This is a genomic window from Streptomyces sp. NPDC051822 (genome assembly GCF_044452745.1).
Lineage (GTDB): Bacteria > Actinomycetota > Actinomycetes > Streptomycetales > Streptomycetaceae > Streptomyces.
On record NZ_JBITBZ010000004.1, the window covers coordinates 170950 to 188264 of the forward strand.

The window sequence follows — 17315 nt, forward strand, 5'->3', positions numbered from 1 at the left end:
GCTGCGGTCATCCGGCGGCCAGGGTGGTCCACTTCTGGTTGGCGCCGCCGTGGCAGGCCCACAGCTGGATCTGCGTGCCGTCGGCGGTGGAGGAGCCCGGGACGTCGAGGCAGCGGCCGGAGGCGGGGTTGCGGTAGCCGCCGTTGTGGGGCTGCCACACCTGGTTGGTGCCGCCGTGGCAGGCCCAGAGCTGGACCTTGGTGCCGTTGGCGGTGCCCCAGCCTGCGGCGTCGAGGCACTTGCCCAGGGAACGCAGGGTGCCGTCCGTGTAGGCGGACCAGAACTGGTTGGCGCCGCCGCCGCAGCTCCACGTCTGGACGGCGGTCCCGTCGGTGCTGCCGCCGCCACTGATGTCCAGGCACTTCCCGGCGATGCCGGACTGTACGCGCGCCGGAGCGGGGGCGGGGTTCCTCAGCCACCCGGCGCTGTCCGCCGCCTGGACGCCGCGGTGGAAGGCGTCGGCCATCTTCCGGTAACCCGCGTCGTTGGGGTGCAGGGCGTCGGCCAGGTCGGCCGTGGTCAGGCTGCTCATGTCGACGTACGCGACACGCTTGCCCGCCGCCTGCGCCTCGCGCACGATGCCGGGAATGGCCTGGTTGTACGCCGCCCGGTACTGCTCCTCGGATCCGCTGGTGGACACGACCAGGGAGGCCACGAGGACGGTGGCGTCGGGGGCGGCGGCGGTGATCCGCCCGACCAGGGACTGCAGCCGGGCGGTGGCGGTGGAGACCTGGTGGGAGCGGTTGAGGTCATTGGTGCCGATGTGCAGCGTCACGACGTTAGGTCGGTAACGCGTGAGTGAGGCATCGGTGAGGGCATCGATCTGCTCGATGAGGTATCCGGAGTGCCCTTCGTTGTCGGGGTCGGACATCGAACCGGCCCGTCCCGTACCCACGAAGTCCACCGGGTGGCCGTCCACCGCCAGCCTGTCCCACAGCGGCCCCCGGTAGCCGTTGCCCGTACTGCTCCCCACGCCCCAGGTGATCGAGTCGCCCAACGGCATGACCCGCAAAGGCGGGTCGGAGGCGGGGGCCGCCCCTCCCGCTGTCACCGCGAGACCGGCGGCGGCAAGTGTGACCAAGGGGCGAATCCAGGACCTTCTCATGGGGCCCTTTCTTGCTTGAGTGAGTGATTGCTGGATCAGCGCGGCTGGTCGCCGTACGTGGAGGAGGGGTGGCGCGTCACGGAAGCGTGGTCCACTGCTGGTTGCTCTGGCCGTTGCAGGTCCACATTATGACGGGGGATACCATCGTCGGTGGTGCCGGCCCCGTTCGCGTCGAGGCACAGACCAGCTTGGATATTGTGGATCGACCCGTCGGCCCGCGACCTCCCTTCTGGGTGTTCTGACCGTTATAGGGACAGATGACGACGGGCGTGCCATTTGTGGCGCCCTGGCCGGAGGCGTCCAGGCACTTGACGCCGTCGATGCGGATCTCGCCGCTGGCCCACGTGGTTCAGAGCTGGTCGGCGGCGGTGTGGCTGTCCCAGATCAGCGCCCGCGTCCCGGCCACGCTGGAGGCACGGTCCGCGTCCAGGAAGCGGCCCGATCCAGTACCGCGCAGGCGTGCGGTACTGGCGGCCAGCGGCCTCCCTCAGGTCATCCTGAACACGGCGGCGCCGTGCGCGGGGACGCTCGCGGAGATCTGGCCGGAGGGGCTCGACGTGCCGCCGGTTCACAGGTCGGTGAGGGCGAACGACCCGCCGATGAGGCTGACCTGCGCGGCCGCGGCGGTGATGGTCGTGGGGCTCCTCCCCTGCTGAGCAGGCCTATGTTCCCGCGCTGCACCGGGCCCCTGAGCCAGACCCGCCCGGATGGCCCGCACTAGCTGTGCCCCGAACTCGCCTGCCGTCTCTGCAACAGCGCTGCTCCCGTCCCACCGCCCTTCGCTGTGGAGCGATACCGCAAGGTCCGGCGCGGCACCGAGGTCGAGCACGTTTGAGCCCATGTCCCGCTCCCCCTGATCGGCGGAAGCATGAGTTCCCAGCACGAGCATTCGGACATCGACCCGCACGAGGGCACTCAGGCCCCATCGGGTTGACGACCGTGCACCGTCGGATGTTCCACGGACATGTCCGCCGTCGCCGCGCAGGTGGCCATGGCCGGATCAGCACGCTGATGCACCATGCGTACTTGTATGCGCCCCAGAGGTCCGGTCTAGCGTTCCCGGCCAGCCAGCCAGGAGCACGCGGACACCGTGGGGGACGTATGGCAAGAACCGCGCGACAGATCCTGAACACCCTCAGCCGTCGGCAGACCGTTCACCTCCGGTCGACGACAGAACTCGCCGCCCACGTCGACTCCGCGGCGGCGGCCGTTGACAAGCAGCGCCGCGAGAAGGGCCAGGAGGCAGTCCGCAGGAAACCCGAGCTGCGGCCCATCACACAGGCCGAGCACGGCCGGTTCATCGAGCTCACTCCCTGGCAGGTGCTCCATGCCGTGGCGCGTGGCTACGTGCTGGCGGGTCAAGGCATGGGGCGGGGGCTCGCGGAGCACTGGCTGAGCCTGAAGTACTGCGAGGCGCTGTACGGCAACCGCGCCGGCGCCATGGACCTCACCGACAAGGGCCGTACCGCCGAGCGCTGGTACAAGTCCATGCAGGCCCGGGAACTGGCGGTCGGCTTCGGTCTCGCCACAGCGGAGCACATCGCGAGGGAGCGGTACCCGGACCACATCGTCTCGGTCGTGGACACGAGCACCGTCCTGCGGGCCGGATGGGCCTTGGGCGGCGCCCAGCGGGACAAGGGCTCACGCCCCCGACCCGACTTCCTCATCGAGGCGTGGAAGCCCGGTGAGCCGTCGAAGGTCACGTTCGTGGCCTGCCGGGGCAACCACCAGAAGCCGACCAAACGATCCGGCCGCACCCGCAGCACCACGATCCAGCAGCTGGTCAAGGGATCAGAGCTGGCCGAGGGCATGCAGATCGGCGAGTGGAACACGACCCCGTGCCTGATGCTGTCCACCGAGCTCATGGGACAGGGCGGGATCGTCGTCAACGCCCTGCAGTCCCGCGGCGAAGCCCTGCTCCCTCTCCGAATACCGGGAACGCCCGGGAACGCGGATGCGGAGATCACCGGCAAGTCCGGTATCCCTTACCCCAACGCCATCCGCATCCCGGCCCGCGAGGGCCGGCGGGCTCGGAACGTCGACGGCTTCCAGGTCGGCGAGAACGACCTCCCCTGGTTCGGCCAGCTCCTGGCCCGCACCGGGGCCGCCGGACTGACCGCCTTCGCCGGCGGGGGCCACAAGACCGCCCAGTACCTCACCAAACGCCAAGGCCGCGAGCACTACAACGTGCCCACTTTCGCCGCCACCTCCAGCTCCCACGACGCCGAGATCACCGTCGCCGGCAGGAAATTCGTCGGCACCGACCACGTCTTCCGCATGGAGACCGTCCGCATCGAGGCATTCTCCGGAATGGACGCGGAGCTGTACGGGCTGGTCAGCGAAGGGCGTGTGGAGGAATACCGGCAGGCAGCCTACGAACTCCGCTCCGCCCTGCCCGCCGCCGCAGAGACCGGGAGATGGAACGGACCGATCTCGTTCCACGACGACGGCACCGTCATGGCCCTGAGCAGCCTGCCCGTCCGCAGGAGCAACCCCGCCTGATCCAGCACCCGGCGTCGATGGTCCCCGCAACTCCGCGCCCAAACGGCAAGAATAGGCGCAATAGGAAAATTTCTAGCTCATGGGACATGCGCGATTCCGGGCTGCTGCAACGCCCCTGCCCTGTCGGCGGTTTTCATCCGCAGCATGCGCACCAGTTGACCGACCGTTGGCCGCCGACTCAACAGAGCGCGGCGTTTCTGACGGGAGCGCCGAACGGGCGACCTGACCGCTCTCCCGAACGGCAACACTCCGCCCTTCCCCCGCGTGGCGTCATGTTTGTCTCTGCGTCTGTGCTCACCACTCACGTGTGGGACTTCTCTGGGACTTTCCTGGGACTTTCGACTGCATCAAGTGGTACGACAGCGAAAGAAGGGAAAGGACGTTTTCCCAGGTCAGCCGCCTCACGCCGCGAGTCTGCGCAGCTCACAGGGCCGCCGAGTCCTTTCCGGGATATCTGACAAACCGTCAGAAAGTGGTCGGCACAGCCATCCTGACCTGCGACAATGAACAACGACGGGAGGTGTGGCGTGCCTCGTGGGAGTTCTCTGGGACTTTGCACGGGGAGTCACACGTGCGAGGGGATGACTCATCAGAGGGCGGGGCTCTGATCGAGCCGGTGATCACGGCGTGGAAGGGCCGGCACTGCTCGGCCAGCGGCCACCAGGGCGCCTACGCGATGCGGGAGATCGTGAACGCGATCCTCTACCAGGGCCGGGCCGGCTGCCAGTGGGCCTGCCTGCCGCACGATCTGCCGCCGCAGAGCGCGACGTACTACTACTCCGCCGCCTGGCGGGACGACGGGACCGATCAGGTCATCCGCGATCTCCTGCGCTGCCAGGTCCGTGAACGGACCCGATTAGAGGACCCGACCCTGGTGGTCCTGGATACCCAGAGTGTCCACGCGGCCGCCGGGGTCCCCGCCTCCACGACCGGTCGGGATCCGGCGAAGAGGGTGCCGGGCCGCAAGCGGGGACTGGCTGTGGACGTGCTGGGGCTGGTCATCGCCGTCACCGTCCTCGCCGCGAGCGCGCACGACAACGCCGCGGGCATCGCCCTGCTGGACCAGGTCGCCGAGAACGCCGGCGGCACGGTCGAGAAGGCGCTGGTCGACCAGGGTTTCAAGAAGGCCGTGGTCGACCACGGCACCGCACTCGGCGTCGACGTGGAGATCGTCAAACGCAACCCGCAGGACACCGGCTTTGTACCTCAGCCGAAGCGGTGGAGGGTCGAGCAGACCTACGGGATCCTGATACTGCACCGGCGTCTGGTCCGCGACTACGAGCACCACCCGGCCTCGTCCGCTTGCCGCGTCTACTGGGCCATGACCCAGGTCATGGTCCGCCGCCTCACCGGTGCGAACACCCCGACCTGGCGCGAGGCGCAGGCGGTGAGCGCGTGAACATCCAGCCCCTGCTCGACGCGCTCGGCATCCAAGAGGACGCCGCCCGGGCCCTGACCGACGACCTTCGCACGCAGATCGGTGAACTGCAGGCCCGGCTACGGGAGGCCGAGACCCACCGCGAACACCTCGCGATCACCCGGAAGACCGTCACCGGCTTCGCCGACCGGCTCCCAGCCGTCCCGCCGGACCTGCCCGAGCACCCGGACTACCCCCCGCATCCTCGGTGTCTTCAACGACGTGACCAGCCCGCTGCGGGCCCGGGACGTGTGCGAAGCCCTCGACCACGAACTGCTGCCGAAGAACATCGAGGGCACCCGTGCCAAGCTGAAACGCCTGGTCAAGCTCGGTATCCTCACCGAGGCCGACGCCGACAGCTTCACCAGGAAGCAGTAACCGCAGAGCACCGCGAGCAGCCCCACACCAGCCTCATCAGTGAGCCGATTTCTGCTGTGTCTGTTCCTGCGGACCGCACGACGCTAGCGTCGAGTCTCATGATCGTATGGCTCAACGGCACCCATGGCGCGGGCAAGACGACGACCAGTGCGCTCGTGCAGCAGCTGATCCCGGATTCACGGGTGTTCGACGCCGAGAAGGTCGGCGAGACACTCATGGACATCACACCGGGGTTGCCCGCTACGGACAACTTCCAGCACTGGCCGCCATGGCGGCCTCTCGTGGTCGAGACCGCCCGCCGTGTTCTCGACTACACCGGCGGCACTCTGGTGATTCCCATGACTGTCCTCGTCGAGCAGTACTGGCGCGAGATCACCTCCGGTCTTGCTCAGCATGCCATTTCGCTTCGACACTTCGTCCTCCATGCCGACCAGGACACCCTCCGCGGGCGCATCGCGGGCGACACTGTTCTTGGCCCCAACTCCCCGTTCCGTCTCCAATATCTTGAGCCGTACGCCGAGGCGGCCCGCACGTGGCTGCACGCCGAGGCCGAGGTCGTCGACACCACGCACCTCACGCCCGCTCAGGTCGCCCTGCAGATTGCAGAGGCTGTCAAGAGCTGACGAAGAACGACCTGCCGACGTCAAGCCTCGCAGGTGCCGAGAAGCCTGCCCACGTGACAACCAGCGTGCTTCGGCTCAATCGGGAAACGGTCAACACCTCACGAACCGCCCTCTCAGGGGACGCGGTTCGCGGGTGCGGGGGGCTCACGGCTCGGAAGCGGCTCCGGGCGGCTGTGCCAGAGGCCGTGAGGCGTGTCCGCAATGTCCGCCGCCTGGTGTCGGTGGCCGAGGACCTCGTATAACCGGGCCGCCTTGATGCGTGGCGGTGTGCGCCGCGCTGTGTCGACGAACCGAGGAATCACTTCGTGCTGCGCTCTTCCCATAGATACACATGTCTGCTGGCCGTCATCGGGACGATGACTCTCGTATCGGCCTGTGGCGACCAGAAGGAGCCCGCCGGTTCTGCGGTCTCTGTCGCGCCCGGCGCCGACCTGAGCGACCGTACGGCGGGGGCAAGCTCAGCTCCGGCGAGTCCGACCGCCTCGCCCTCCGCCTCGGCGTCGCCCTCCGCATCAGCTTCCACCTCGGCGTCACCCTCCACACCCGCAACCCCGTCCGTGTCGTCCTCCGCGTCCCGGTCCGCCTCTGCCAAGCCGTCCGGAAGCACGACTTCAACGACGAAGCCCGGGGGTACCACGGTCGGTGGCGGGTCGGGGGAACCGACGTCCGCGCCCGCCGCGGCGCCGGACTTCCCCGTGCCGGTGGAAGTCGGGAACGCGACGCAGGTCATCACGGTCAAGGCCGAGGGCTCGTACGCCACCGTCACCGCGTGGCAGAAGGGTTCCTCCGGCTGGAAGGCGCAGTTCTCCACGAGCGCCGGACGCGTGGGCTCCAACGGTGTCGTGGACGGCGCGACCCGCCGGCAGAGCACGTACACCACGCCTTCGGGCACGTACACAATCACCGAGGGCTTCGGGGTCGAGTCCGGTGGGACCGCCATGCCGTACACCAAGGTCGATGACCGTCACTGGTGGGTGCAGGACCCGGAGTCGAAGTTCTACAACCAGATGCACACGGCGGAGGGTGCGGACTTTCCGCTCACCGAGTCCGGTGAGCGCGGCAGTGAGCACCTGATCAACTACCCGACGCAGTACGCCAAGGCGCTGGTCATCAACTTCAACCGGTGGCCTGCCATGCCCGGTCGCGGTGCCGGGATCTTCCTGCACGTCAACGGCAGCGGTGCGACGGCCGGCTGTGTGTCGGTGCCGCGGGCGACTATGGACCGCTTCATGGGATGGGTCAAGCCGTCGGCGAACCCGCGGATAGCCATCGGCTGAGTCACTCCGTACAGCGCCAAGCGGCTGGGACCTTGTGGAAGGTCCCAGCCGCTGTTGTTGGTGGTGGTCGTGCTCGTCAGGGTTCGGGGTGCGGCTGGACTCGGTGGGCTCCTTTGCAGGCTCCTTGCTGAGGGTCGGTTCTCTGTCGGCCTGCTGGTGGGTGCTCGGTCGAGGCTCGTCGGTCGGAGCCCCGGCGGGTTCGTTCGGCGGTCCTTCCGTCGGGTCCGTGACCCGGGCGGACTCAGTCAGGGTGGTGGACGGAGCCGGATCGCTGATCAAGTATCCGGCGCCGGTCGCTGACGGCTGTTCATGGCGTGGACGGGATACAAGGGGTGGCATCAGGTTTTCGGCCAGACCTTAGTTGCAATTGCTTTTTGGCGCGAAGAGGTCGGTCCTGCATTTCCGCCACACAGCGCAGCGGCTATACACGACGATGCCCATTACGGCATACCCAAGCATGCAAACCAGACAGCAGGATTTCCGAAAAGTGACGCGTCACCCCTCGCCGACGCCGGAAAGCACCTCACCAGCACACGTGGCACGACCGAACTCGCCCATGGCGGTGGCTCGCTGGACGTGCTTGCCGCGGATCGCCAGTGTGCAGGCCGCCTGGCCGCCTTTTCCGTCGAGGACGACAGCGACGGTCGGGGTCTTGCCGATAGGTGCCCGAACAGACTTCTTCCAGGGCAGCGTGACGCCCTCCTCGACCGTGGCCGTGCCGTCCTCGCTGCGGGCGAGGTAGGAGATCTCGGCGGTTCCCGTCCCCGTGACCTCGTACGTCACCTCTGCCGTGGGTACAGCTTGCGGCTTCGGCTGCTCATCGGTGTCGAGCGTGCCGTAGCCGACGAGCCCGAGGCAGGCGAGCAGGACGATTCCGGCGATCAGCAACCCGCGTCGGCCTGGCGAGCCCTCGGAGTTTTCGTGTTCGTTCTCCTGCTGTGCGGCGTTTTCCGCGATTTCGCTGGATGGCATGGGAAGAGCCCGGCTTTCGGTGAGGTGAACTGACAGATGAACCGGGCGGTTATACACCATGCCTTCGGTCAAGCGCGAGCGAGCGGAGAAAATGGGCAAACAATGCCCTCCCGAGCGCGCCTTTGCCCGGTATGTCACCAGGGTTGACTTGGCGTCAGAAGAGTGGTTAGAAATCCCCCTGCGACTCCGCGAGATTGCGTCCTTTTGCTTCTCGCGGTCAACTCGCATTGCTCAAAGCCGGGCGGAAACATCCGCTCCGGCTCGTTCGGCGTGCCCATTTCGCGTACAGCGATGCGGGTGCGCCGATACCGAAAGGTATCGTGGTGAAATTTCCACACAGGAGATTCCTCTCCTGTCTGGTCGTGTCGGCGGTGGCGGGCACGCTACTGCCTCAGGCCGCCTACGCGGCCCAACCGTCGTCGTCCACGGGTGACGACACCGGTGTCTTCGACACGATCGCGGGCTGGTTCTCGGACGACGGCGAGGAACCGGCCGCCCCTCCCGCCGGCGGGACGTTGGAGATACCCAGCCGGGAGAAGCTGCCGAAGGGGGAGAAGCTCCCGAAGGCGAAGCGCGTCAAGGAGCTGACGGCCAAGCGCACCTCGCAGGCGCGTTTCTGGCAGCTCTCGGACGGCCGGATTGAGGCCGAGCTGACGGCGGTGCCGACCTCGTACAGGTCCGGGAACTCCTGGAAGCCGGTCGAGACCACCGTGCGTGCCACCCGGGACAAGGGCTTCGACTTCGCCAACACCGCGAACGCCGGCAAGAGCTGGTTCGGCTCCGACGCGGAGAAGTTCATGCGGTTCGAGGCGGAGAGCGGTGGGGCGGTCACCTTCGGCCTGACCGGTGCCGGCGTGCTCAAGCCCGAGGCGAACGGTGACCAGGTCGTCTACAAGGACGCCGTCTCCGGCGCGGACCTGTCGTACCGGGTCGGCAACGGCCAGGTGAAGGAGGACATCGTCCTGGCCGAACGCCCGGCCGGGCCGGTGTCGTTCACCTTCACCCTGGACACCGAGGGCGGTCTGACACCGAAGACCCGCAAGGACGGCTCGATCGCCTTCTTCGGCGAAGCCCCGGGTACTCCGGTCATGGTGATCCCGGCTCCGTACATGACGGACGCCAAGAAGGATCCGCAGTCGGTCACCGGCGGCACGTACAGCACCAAGGTCACCCAGAAGCTCGTCCGGGACACCGACGGCAAGGGCTGGAAGCTGACCGTCACGCCGGACGCCGAGTGGCTCGCGGCGAAGGAGCGCCAGTACCCGGTCGTCATCGACCCGACGATCACGATCACACCGATAGCCTCGGTCTCCGAAGACACCATGGTCCTCTCGGACCAGCCGGCGGTGAACTTCAACAACACCTGGAAGCTGTCGGTCGGCAAGACCGACACCGGCATCGCCCGCTCGCTGATCAAGTTCCCGATGAGCGAGATCCCGGCAGGTGTGAAGGTCGACGCGGCCCGGCTGAGTCTGTACTACGACCAGTCGCACACCACCAACGCCAACGCGGTCGCCCTTGAGGCGCACCGGGCCACCGGAGCGTGGAGCGAGGCAGGGGCAACGCCCGCGACCTGGTCCAACACCAGCGCCCTTGTCGGTGAACTGTCCGGCACCACCGTCCAGCTGGACGACGGTGACGCCGGTACGGCTGCGGTCGGCGAATGGCCGCGCGGCACGACCACGGGCGGTGCGGCGACCAACGACGACTACGCCTTCAACAAGAACACACTCGCAGGCGAGTCCTACACCTGGCAGCCGAGGGTCCCGGAAACCGACACCTACCGGGTGGACGCGCACTACCCGGCCGCGGCCGACGCGGCCACGGCCGCCCCGTACACGGTCACCCACAACGGCGGCACCAAGAGCTACACGGTCAACCAGACCGGCACCAGCGGCGTCTGGAAGACCCTGGACGCGGCGGAGCTGAGCTTCGCCAAGGGCAATGCCGGCAAGATCGTCCTGGGTGACACCGGCTCGTCCACGACCCGTACGCTGGCCGACTCGGTGCGGCTGGTGAACCCCGCCGAGATCACCAAGGCCGCCTGGGACTACAACAAGTGGCACGACTTCCCGGTCGCCGACACCGTCCAGAAGTGGGTCTCTGGCACGGCGACCAACCACGGCTTCGTGCTCAAGGCCAAGGACGAGACGGCCACCGCCCCGCAGGGCGGCCCGCGCTACGAGGCCGCCGACGGCAACGCCTACGGTGACGAGACGTCCACGTACCCGCGCCTGACGGTGACCTACGGGGCCGTCGGCACGTCCCTGAACTCGCCGACCGTGGTCCACTCCACCGGTCCGGAACTGTCCTGGCCGGCGTACGCCAACGGCAGCGGGAACACTGGTCTGGACATCGTGGAGTACCAGCTGCACCGCTCCACGCAGCAGGTCTTCACGCCGTCCGCCGCGACGCTGATCGCCCCGATCGCGTCGACCACGACCGCGTACACGGACACCACGGCGGTACCGACCCCGGACTCCTCCTCCATCGAGATCGGGAAGTCGTACTACTACCAGCTCGCGGTCAAGACCAAGAACGGCCAGCTGCTCGGCTCGCCGACCCGCATCGTGGGCATCCCCAAGGCCGGCCGGACGATGAAGATCATCCAGGCGGGTCAGGTCGACACCACGCTCTCCTCGCAGCAGCCGACCGTCAACCACGACGGTCTGGTCTCCGGCAAGGCGCAGACCTGGCTGAGCGTCGGCAACAACTCCGGCACGTACGGCAAGACCCGCGCCGCCCTGAAGTTCCCCACCACATCCATCCCCACCACCGCCACGGTGCTGGAGAACAAGATGTACATGTGGGGCGCGGAGACCACCAGCACCACGGACGGCGCGATCTACGAACTCCACTCGCTGACTCGGGACTTCACCGAGACCCAGGCCACGTGGAACAACGCCAACTCCACGACCCCGTGGACCACAGCGGGCGGTGACTTCTCGGCCACCGTTTCCGACACCGTCCCGCAGATCACCGACGAGGTCGGCCGCCACTGGTGGGACGCCACCGGACTCATGCAGTCCTGGGTCAAGACGCCCGCCAACAACAAGGGCGTCCTGGTCAAGCTCAAGGACGAGACCACCACCGGACCACAGGAACGCACGCTCTTCCTGTCCGCCGAGGCGTCCGACCCGCAGCTGAGGCCGTACATGCAGGTCATCTACGTCGACTCGACCACGGAGGACACGTACTACGCGCCGACCACTCCGGCCCGGATGACCCCGAACACCACGTACACGGTGGAGTTCACGGTCACCAACACCACGTCCGCGGAGTGGGTGGCCGGCGAGCGGCAGCTGTCGTACACCTGGAAGCTGCCCGACGGCACGGACGTCACCACCGGCGGCAACCAGCTGTCCACCGCGATCCCGGCCCTCCTGCCGGGCAAGTCGGCGACGATCCAGGCACAGGTCAAGACGCCGATCAACTCCGACAACGGCAACAAGCGCAACGAGTACGTGCTCGGCTGGGACGTCCGCAAGATCGCCGACGGCAGCTGGCTGTCCGCCGGCACCGGCGCCATCCCCTCGCTGAAGCAGAACGTCGCGGTCGAGGACCCCACCTCCAACAGCCTCGGCATGGAGAAGTTCTACTCCTACACCGGCAAGAACACCGGCGCCGGATCCACGGTCATGAACAACCTGGCCTCCGGCAACAGCGTCTGGCAGTACAACGCGTTCACCAACCCCGGCCGGGGCTTGAGCACCTTCGTCCGGTTCGCGTACAACAGCCTCGACACGAGTGACACGGTCGCCGGTCACGGCTGGTCGTTCCAGGCCTCCGGGCCCATCCGCATGGGCGCCCCGCTCGATTTCCACCCGAACCCGAACCCGACGGAGATCCGCCTCCCGGACGGCGACGGCACCACGCACGTCTTCCGCAAGCAGGCCGACGGCACCTGGAAGTCCCCCGCGGGCGTCCACTACAAGGTCACCATGAAGGCCGGCCTGGACTGCAAGCCCACCAAGGACCCGGTCCCCGACGCCTGGACGCTCACGCGCCCGGACGGCACCCGCTTCCTGTTCGGCTGCGACGGCTACCTGACGTCCACCGTCGACAAGAACGGCAACACGCAGACGTTCACCTACGAGGAGCGCAAGTCCAACAACAAGCCGACCAAGTTCCTGACCTACATCACGGACCCGGTCGGCCGTCAGACGCTCACCGTCGACTACTTCAAGAAGGGTGACGCGTCCTACGAGTACATCAACGACCTGGGCGCGAAGGTCACGGGCTCGAACCTGACCAATACCAAGATCTACGACCACGTGAAGTCCATGACGGACATCTCCGGCCGCAAGATCTCCTTCTACTACACCGGCAAGGGCCTGCTCGGCCAGATCACCGACGGCGGCGGCTCCAGCCAGCCCAAGGACTTCAAGTTCACCTACGACGCCACGCAAGGCAACAAGAACGTCAAGCTGGTCAAGGCCACCGACCCGCGCGGCAACGCGACCAACCTGGCCTACTACGCACCGCAGACCGGTGACGACCCGAAGTACCACTGGTGGACCAAGACGATCACCGACCGCCTGCAGGGCACCACGGGCTTCACCTACGCGGTGAACCCCGGCAACAGCAAGTTCACCGACACCAAGGTCACCGACGCCGAGGCACACGCCACCAACTACACGACGGACGACTTCGGCCGCCCGGTCCAGACGACCAACGCCAAGTCCCAGACCACGAAGATGTCGTGGGACGCCGACAACAACGTCACGTACCTGGAAGAGAACAACGGCGCCAAGACCGCGTACTGCTACGACCAGAAGACCGGCTACCCCCTCTGGTCGCGCGACGCGGAGAACAACAAGGCCGGCGTCCCGCCGTCCACTGACTGCGCACCGGGCACCTACCCGGCCAACTCGCAGCAGTACAGCTACCAGACCCGCCTGGACGGCTACTCCGCCGACCTGTTCACCAAGACCTCGCCCGAGGGCCGCAAGTGGCAGTTCGGCTACGACACCTTCGGCAACCTCAAAACGGTCACCGACCCCAAGGGCGTCGCCACAACTTCCGTCACCGGCGACTACACGACCTCGTACGAGTACGACGCGTACGGTCAGCTGACCAAGACGATCGACGCCAACGGCAAACCGACGACCAACAGCGACTTCGGCCCGACCGGCTACCCGACCACCATCACAGATGCGCTGAACAAGTCGACCTCATTCGTCTATGACGCTCGGGGGCAGGTCACCCAGGTGACGGACGCACTGGGTAAGAATTCGACTCAGACGTACGACACGTTCGGACGCCCACTGGTCAGGACGGTACCGAAGGACCAGACCGCAGGCATTCTGATCACGACGCCGTCGCCGACGTACGACGCCAACGACAACGTCATCACCTCCACCACACCGAATGGCGCGGTGTCCACGGCTGTCTACGACGCTGCCGACCAAGTCAAGGAGGCCACTGCCCCCAAGGACACGGCGACATCGGAGGAACGAAAGACCAGCTTCGCCTACGACAAGGTCGGCAACCTCATCTCGTCGACCGAGGCGAAGGGCTCCCTGACTCCTACCGACCCGGACGACTACAAGACCACCAGCATCTACGACGAGATCTACCAGCTCAGTTCTGTGGTCAACGCCGTCGGCGACAAGATCTCATACGAGTACGACAACGTCGGCAACGTCACCAAGGTCATCGACCCGAAGAAGAACGCGACCGCGGACACCACCGACTACACCTCGAAGACCGCCTACGACCTGAACCACCGGGTCACCACCGTCACCGATGCTGCGAGCAAGACAACCAGCCGGTCCTACGACAAGGACTCCCTGGTCGTCGCTTCCACGGACGCGGAGAACAACACCACCGAGATCACCTACGACGAGCGCGGTAGTAGGACTCAGGTCAAGGTCCCGTACACGGGCACCAGCCCCGGCATCACCTACCGGACGACCAAGTACGAGTACGACCAGGTCGGCAACGCCACCAAGGTCATTACCCCGCGCGGCGTGGACACCGTTGCCACGGATGACTTCACCGCCCGTACCGAGTACGACGCCCTGAACCGTCCGGTCAAGCAGTTCCAGCCCTACGACCCGGCAGACGCCCGCTACAACAAGACGGACGTGTACACCGAGACGGCTTATGACTCCGTGGGCCGAGTAGCGAAGACCTCACTGCCTCCGTCAGAGGGGGAGACTGTCCGCAACGACACCACGTACAGCTACTTCGACAACGGCTGGGCAAAGTCGTCCACGGACCCGTGGGACATCGTCACCACGTACGACTACAACGAACTGGGCAAGCAGACCGCCCGAACCCTGACCTCGGCTGGTGGGTCGTCGAACCGCACCATGAGCTGGTCCTACTTCCCCGACGGCAAACTCAAGTCCAAATCGGACGACGGTGTACCCGTGGGCAGCGCCGTCGTGCTGGTCGACAACTCCGACACCCAGCACACCACCTCCACCGGCACCTGGACCAATGGCACCTTGGCCGGCCAGCAGGGCTACGACCACAAGGTCCACGCTGCCGGCACCGGCACAGACGCCTACACCTGGACCCTCAACATCCCCAAGGACGGCACCTACACCGCCTACGTCAAGTACCCCCAGGTCACCGGGGCAGCAACGGCTGCGAAGTACACGGTCACTCACTCCACCGGCACCACGGACAAGACCGTCAACCAGGCCGCGAGCGCAGGCGCCTGGGTCAGCCTCGGCTCGTTTGCGTTCACTCAAGGCAACGCGGCCAAGCTCCAGCTGTTCGCAAACAGCGCCGGCGCGGTCGTCGCCGACGGTGTCAAGCTCGTTCGTGACACAACCGGGGACTCGGACAACGAGAAGAGGACCTTCACCTACGCCTACGACGCAAACAGCAACCTCACCTCGATCGACGACACCTCGTCCGGGGCCAGGATCGACGCCTACACCATCACCTACACCGGCCTGAACCAGGTCCAGAAGGTGACCGAGGCACTCGCCGGCCAGGAGAAGAAGGCCACCTCCTACACCTACGACGCCAACAGCCAAGTGGAGACGGTCACTCACCCTGACCAGTACTCCAAGTACACGTACGACCCGCGGGAACTGGTCAAGACGGTATCCATCGGCAAGACAGCGACCGACACCAACCCGAAGGTCACCGGATACACCTACACCGACCGTGGCCAAAAGCTGCGGGAGACCAAGGCCAACGGCAACACGGTCGACTACACCTACTACCTCAGCGCAGCCCTCAAGACCCAGACCGAGAAGAAGTCCAACGGCACCCTGGTCTCCACACACACCTACGCCTATGACGCCAACGGCAACAAGGCGCAGGACGTGGCGAAGAAGATGAATGCCGACAATCATGCGGCGTACCTCGACTCCACCACCGACTACACCTACGACCCGGCGAACCGGCTCGCCAAGTCGGTCAAGACCGGCAACGGCGCGGGCACCGAGAGCTACGTACATGACGACAACGCCAACGTCATCAGCCAGACGGTCAAGGGGGCGTCCACGACGTTCGCCTACGACCGCAACCGGCTGCTGAGCGCGACCACGTCAAGCGTCTCCGCGAGCTACAACTACGACCCCTTCGGCCGTCAGGAGTCCGTCACCAGCGGCGGGCAGGTTATCGACCGGACTGTGTACGACGGCTTCGACCACGTCGTCGAAAGCAGCAAGCTCGACGGCGGGTCCATGAAGACCACGAAGTACACCTTCGATCCGCTCGACCGCACCGCCTCCAAGACCGCTGGCGGCAAGACCACCGACTTCACCTACCTCGGCCTGTCGAACGAGGTGCTGAATGAAGAAGTCGCCGGCGTCCTGACCAAGTCGTACCAGTACAGCCCGTGGGGCGAACGCCTCTCCCAGACCAAGCACAACACCGACGGCACGGTCGAAGACGGCTACTACGGCTACAACAGCCACACCGACGTTGAAACCCTGACCACCAAGGACGGTGACACCAAGGCTACCTACGGATACAGCGCCTACGGCAGCGACGACACCCCCGAATTCACGGGCATCGACAAGCCCGACGCAGTCGACCCCACCGCGGAGACCTACAACCCCTACCGTTACAACTCCAAGCGCTGGGACGCCCAGTCCGGCACCTACGACATGGGTTTCCGCGACTACAACCCGGGCCTCAACCGCTTCACCACCCGAGACATGTACAACGGTGCCCTCGCCGACATGAACCTCGGCGCAGACCCGTATACCGGTAATCGATACGCGTTCACAGGCGGAAATCCCATCAGCGGGGTTGAAATCGACGGTCATGTCGCCTGCGAAACGGGGATCGGGCCGGGGTGCATGGACCAGACAAGGGACCGGATATCCAGCGGTTCGGTCGGTGGCGCATTCGGCCTGGGATTCCTCATCGGAAAGGTACTGGACCTCCTCACTGTGTGGGCCAGCAGCCCTTCGGGAGGCGGCGGAGGCGGCACCACCACTTCGCAGAACGCTTCCTGCCATCAGCAGAACGGCGGGAAGGCCGAGGACTACGGACAGCTGGATTCGTCCGGTCGCCCGACGGGTATCAGCATGTGCGTTGACAAGGCATTCCTGGCGTCGCATTCCGGGACACGAGCCAACGCGAAGAAGACCAAGGGATACTTCTGGGCCAAGGGCTTCGCTGATCACTGGGGATACGATTCCACCAAGAAGATCAATGCATGCCACTTGTTCGCCGACATCCTGGGTGGCGACGGAGAACGGCCGGAGAACCTGTCCGCCTGCGCCAGGTCCGCCAACACGTTCACGCAGGGCCGGGACCGCCAGGTGCCCAACATGCGATACTTCGAGAGGCAAGTGAAGAAGTACGCCGGAGATGGATACACGGTGCTGTACAAGGTAACCCCCATGTACAGCGGCACCCGTACCGTCCCGTTCCGGTACGACATGAGCGCTGAGCTCTGGGACAAGGACGGAAAGCCGGCTGGAACCCTCTTCAACGACCTTGTCATGAATGACCTCGACAAATCCATGGGCGGAAGTTTCAATCTGGGACTCCAGTACGACTTCACCACCGGAAGGGAAGTTCCCACGGGGGGCATGCCGTGACAACTAACAAGAGAGGAA

Annotated in this window: 11 protein-coding genes; 7 read left to right on the forward strand and 4 right to left on the reverse strand. The window is 66.1% G+C overall.

Annotation, left to right across the window (positions count from 1 at the left end):
- Positions 1 to 7 precede the first annotated feature (7 nt).
- Together ACIA8N_RS15760 and ACIA8N_RS15765 are read right to left on the reverse strand one after the other, a co-directional pair.
- Positions 8 to 1105 (reverse strand): ricin-type beta-trefoil lectin domain protein, encoded by a 1098-nt coding sequence (locus ACIA8N_RS15760; protein ID WP_365780592.1) that lies wholly within the window; start codon positions 1103 to 1105, stop codon positions 8 to 10.
- A gap of 76 nt (positions 1106 to 1181) precedes the next feature.
- Positions 1182 to 1433 carry a hypothetical protein gene (locus ACIA8N_RS15765; protein WP_399416589.1) on the reverse strand — a complete coding sequence of 84 codons (252 nt, stop codon included), beginning with the start codon at positions 1431 to 1433 and terminating at the stop codon, positions 1182 to 1184.
- On the opposite strand from ACIA8N_RS15765, the gene ACIA8N_RS15770 reads away from it, so the two are divergent.
- The 5 genes from ACIA8N_RS15770 (at position 1414) to ACIA8N_RS15790 (ending at position 6025) form a co-directional block, all read left to right on the forward strand.
- Complete coding sequence (locus ACIA8N_RS15770) at positions 1414 to 1761, forward strand: hypothetical protein (protein WP_365780591.1); 348 nt, start codon at positions 1414 to 1416, stop codon at positions 1759 to 1761. The two genes, ACIA8N_RS15765 and ACIA8N_RS15770, sit on opposite strands and share 20 nt — an antisense overlap.
- A gap of 445 nt (positions 1762 to 2206) precedes the next feature.
- Positions 2207 to 3607 (forward strand): hypothetical protein, encoded by a 1401-nt coding sequence (locus tag ACIA8N_RS15775; RefSeq protein WP_365780590.1) that lies wholly within the window; start codon positions 2207 to 2209, stop codon positions 3605 to 3607.
- A 553-nt stretch (positions 3608 to 4160) separates the two neighbouring features.
- Entirely contained in the window at positions 4161 to 5006 is an 846-nt protein-coding gene (locus ACIA8N_RS15780; protein ID WP_365780589.1) for an IS5 family transposase, read from the forward strand.
- Positions 5007 to 5246: 240 nt separating this feature from the next.
- Positions 5247 to 5402 carry a hypothetical protein gene (locus ACIA8N_RS15785; protein WP_365780588.1) on the forward strand — a complete coding sequence of 52 codons (156 nt, stop codon included), beginning with the start codon at positions 5247 to 5249 and terminating at the stop codon, positions 5400 to 5402.
- A 98-nt stretch (positions 5403 to 5500) separates the two neighbouring features.
- The gene (locus ACIA8N_RS15790) at positions 5501 to 6025 is read left to right on the forward strand and encodes an ATP-binding protein (protein ID WP_365780587.1); all 525 of its coding nucleotides are present in this window, start codon (positions 5501 to 5503) and stop codon (positions 6023 to 6025) included.
- A 298-nt stretch (positions 6026 to 6323) separates the two neighbouring features.
- Here ACIA8N_RS15790 and ACIA8N_RS15795 read toward each other — a convergent pair whose 3' ends face one another.
- Positions 6324 to 6764, reverse strand: coding sequence for a hypothetical protein (locus ACIA8N_RS15795; RefSeq protein ID WP_365780586.1), 441 nt, complete (start codon positions 6762 to 6764; stop codon positions 6324 to 6326).
- On the opposite strand from ACIA8N_RS15795, the gene ACIA8N_RS15800 reads away from it, so the two are divergent.
- Entirely contained in the window at positions 6727 to 7302 is a 576-nt protein-coding gene (locus ACIA8N_RS15800; protein WP_365780585.1) for a L,D-transpeptidase family protein, read from the forward strand. The two genes, ACIA8N_RS15795 and ACIA8N_RS15800, sit on opposite strands and share 38 nt — an antisense overlap.
- Before the next feature lie 495 nt (positions 7303 to 7797).
- On the opposite strand, the gene ACIA8N_RS15805 is transcribed toward ACIA8N_RS15800, so the two are convergent.
- Positions 7798 to 8373 (reverse strand): hypothetical protein, encoded by a 576-nt coding sequence (locus ACIA8N_RS15805; protein ID WP_365780584.1) that lies wholly within the window; start codon positions 8371 to 8373, stop codon positions 7798 to 7800.
- A gap of 1223 nt (positions 8374 to 9596) precedes the next feature.
- On the opposite strand from ACIA8N_RS15805, the gene ACIA8N_RS15810 reads away from it, so the two are divergent.
- Positions 9597 to 17297, forward strand: coding sequence for a DNRLRE domain-containing protein (locus tag ACIA8N_RS15810; protein WP_365780713.1), 7701 nt, complete (start codon positions 9597 to 9599; stop codon positions 17295 to 17297).
- Positions 17298 to 17315: the final 18 nt, after the last annotated feature.

Bases quoted from the DNA above. Each gene is read 5' to 3' on its own strand.
- ACIA8N_RS15760 (WP_365780592.1), bottom strand. From the start codon at position 1,105: ATGAGAAGGTCCTGGATTCGCCCCTTGGTCACACTTGCCGCCGCCGGT.
- ACIA8N_RS15775 (WP_365780590.1), top strand. From the start codon at position 2,207: ATGGCAAGAACCGCGCGACAGATCCTGAACACCCTCAGCCGTCGGCAG.
- ACIA8N_RS15790 (WP_365780587.1), top strand. From the start codon at position 5,501: ATGATCGTATGGCTCAACGGCACCCATGGCGCGGGCAAGACGACGACC.
- ACIA8N_RS15810 (WP_365780713.1), top strand. From the start codon at position 9,597: ATGGTCCTCTCGGACCAGCCGGCGGTGAACTTCAACAACACCTGGAAG.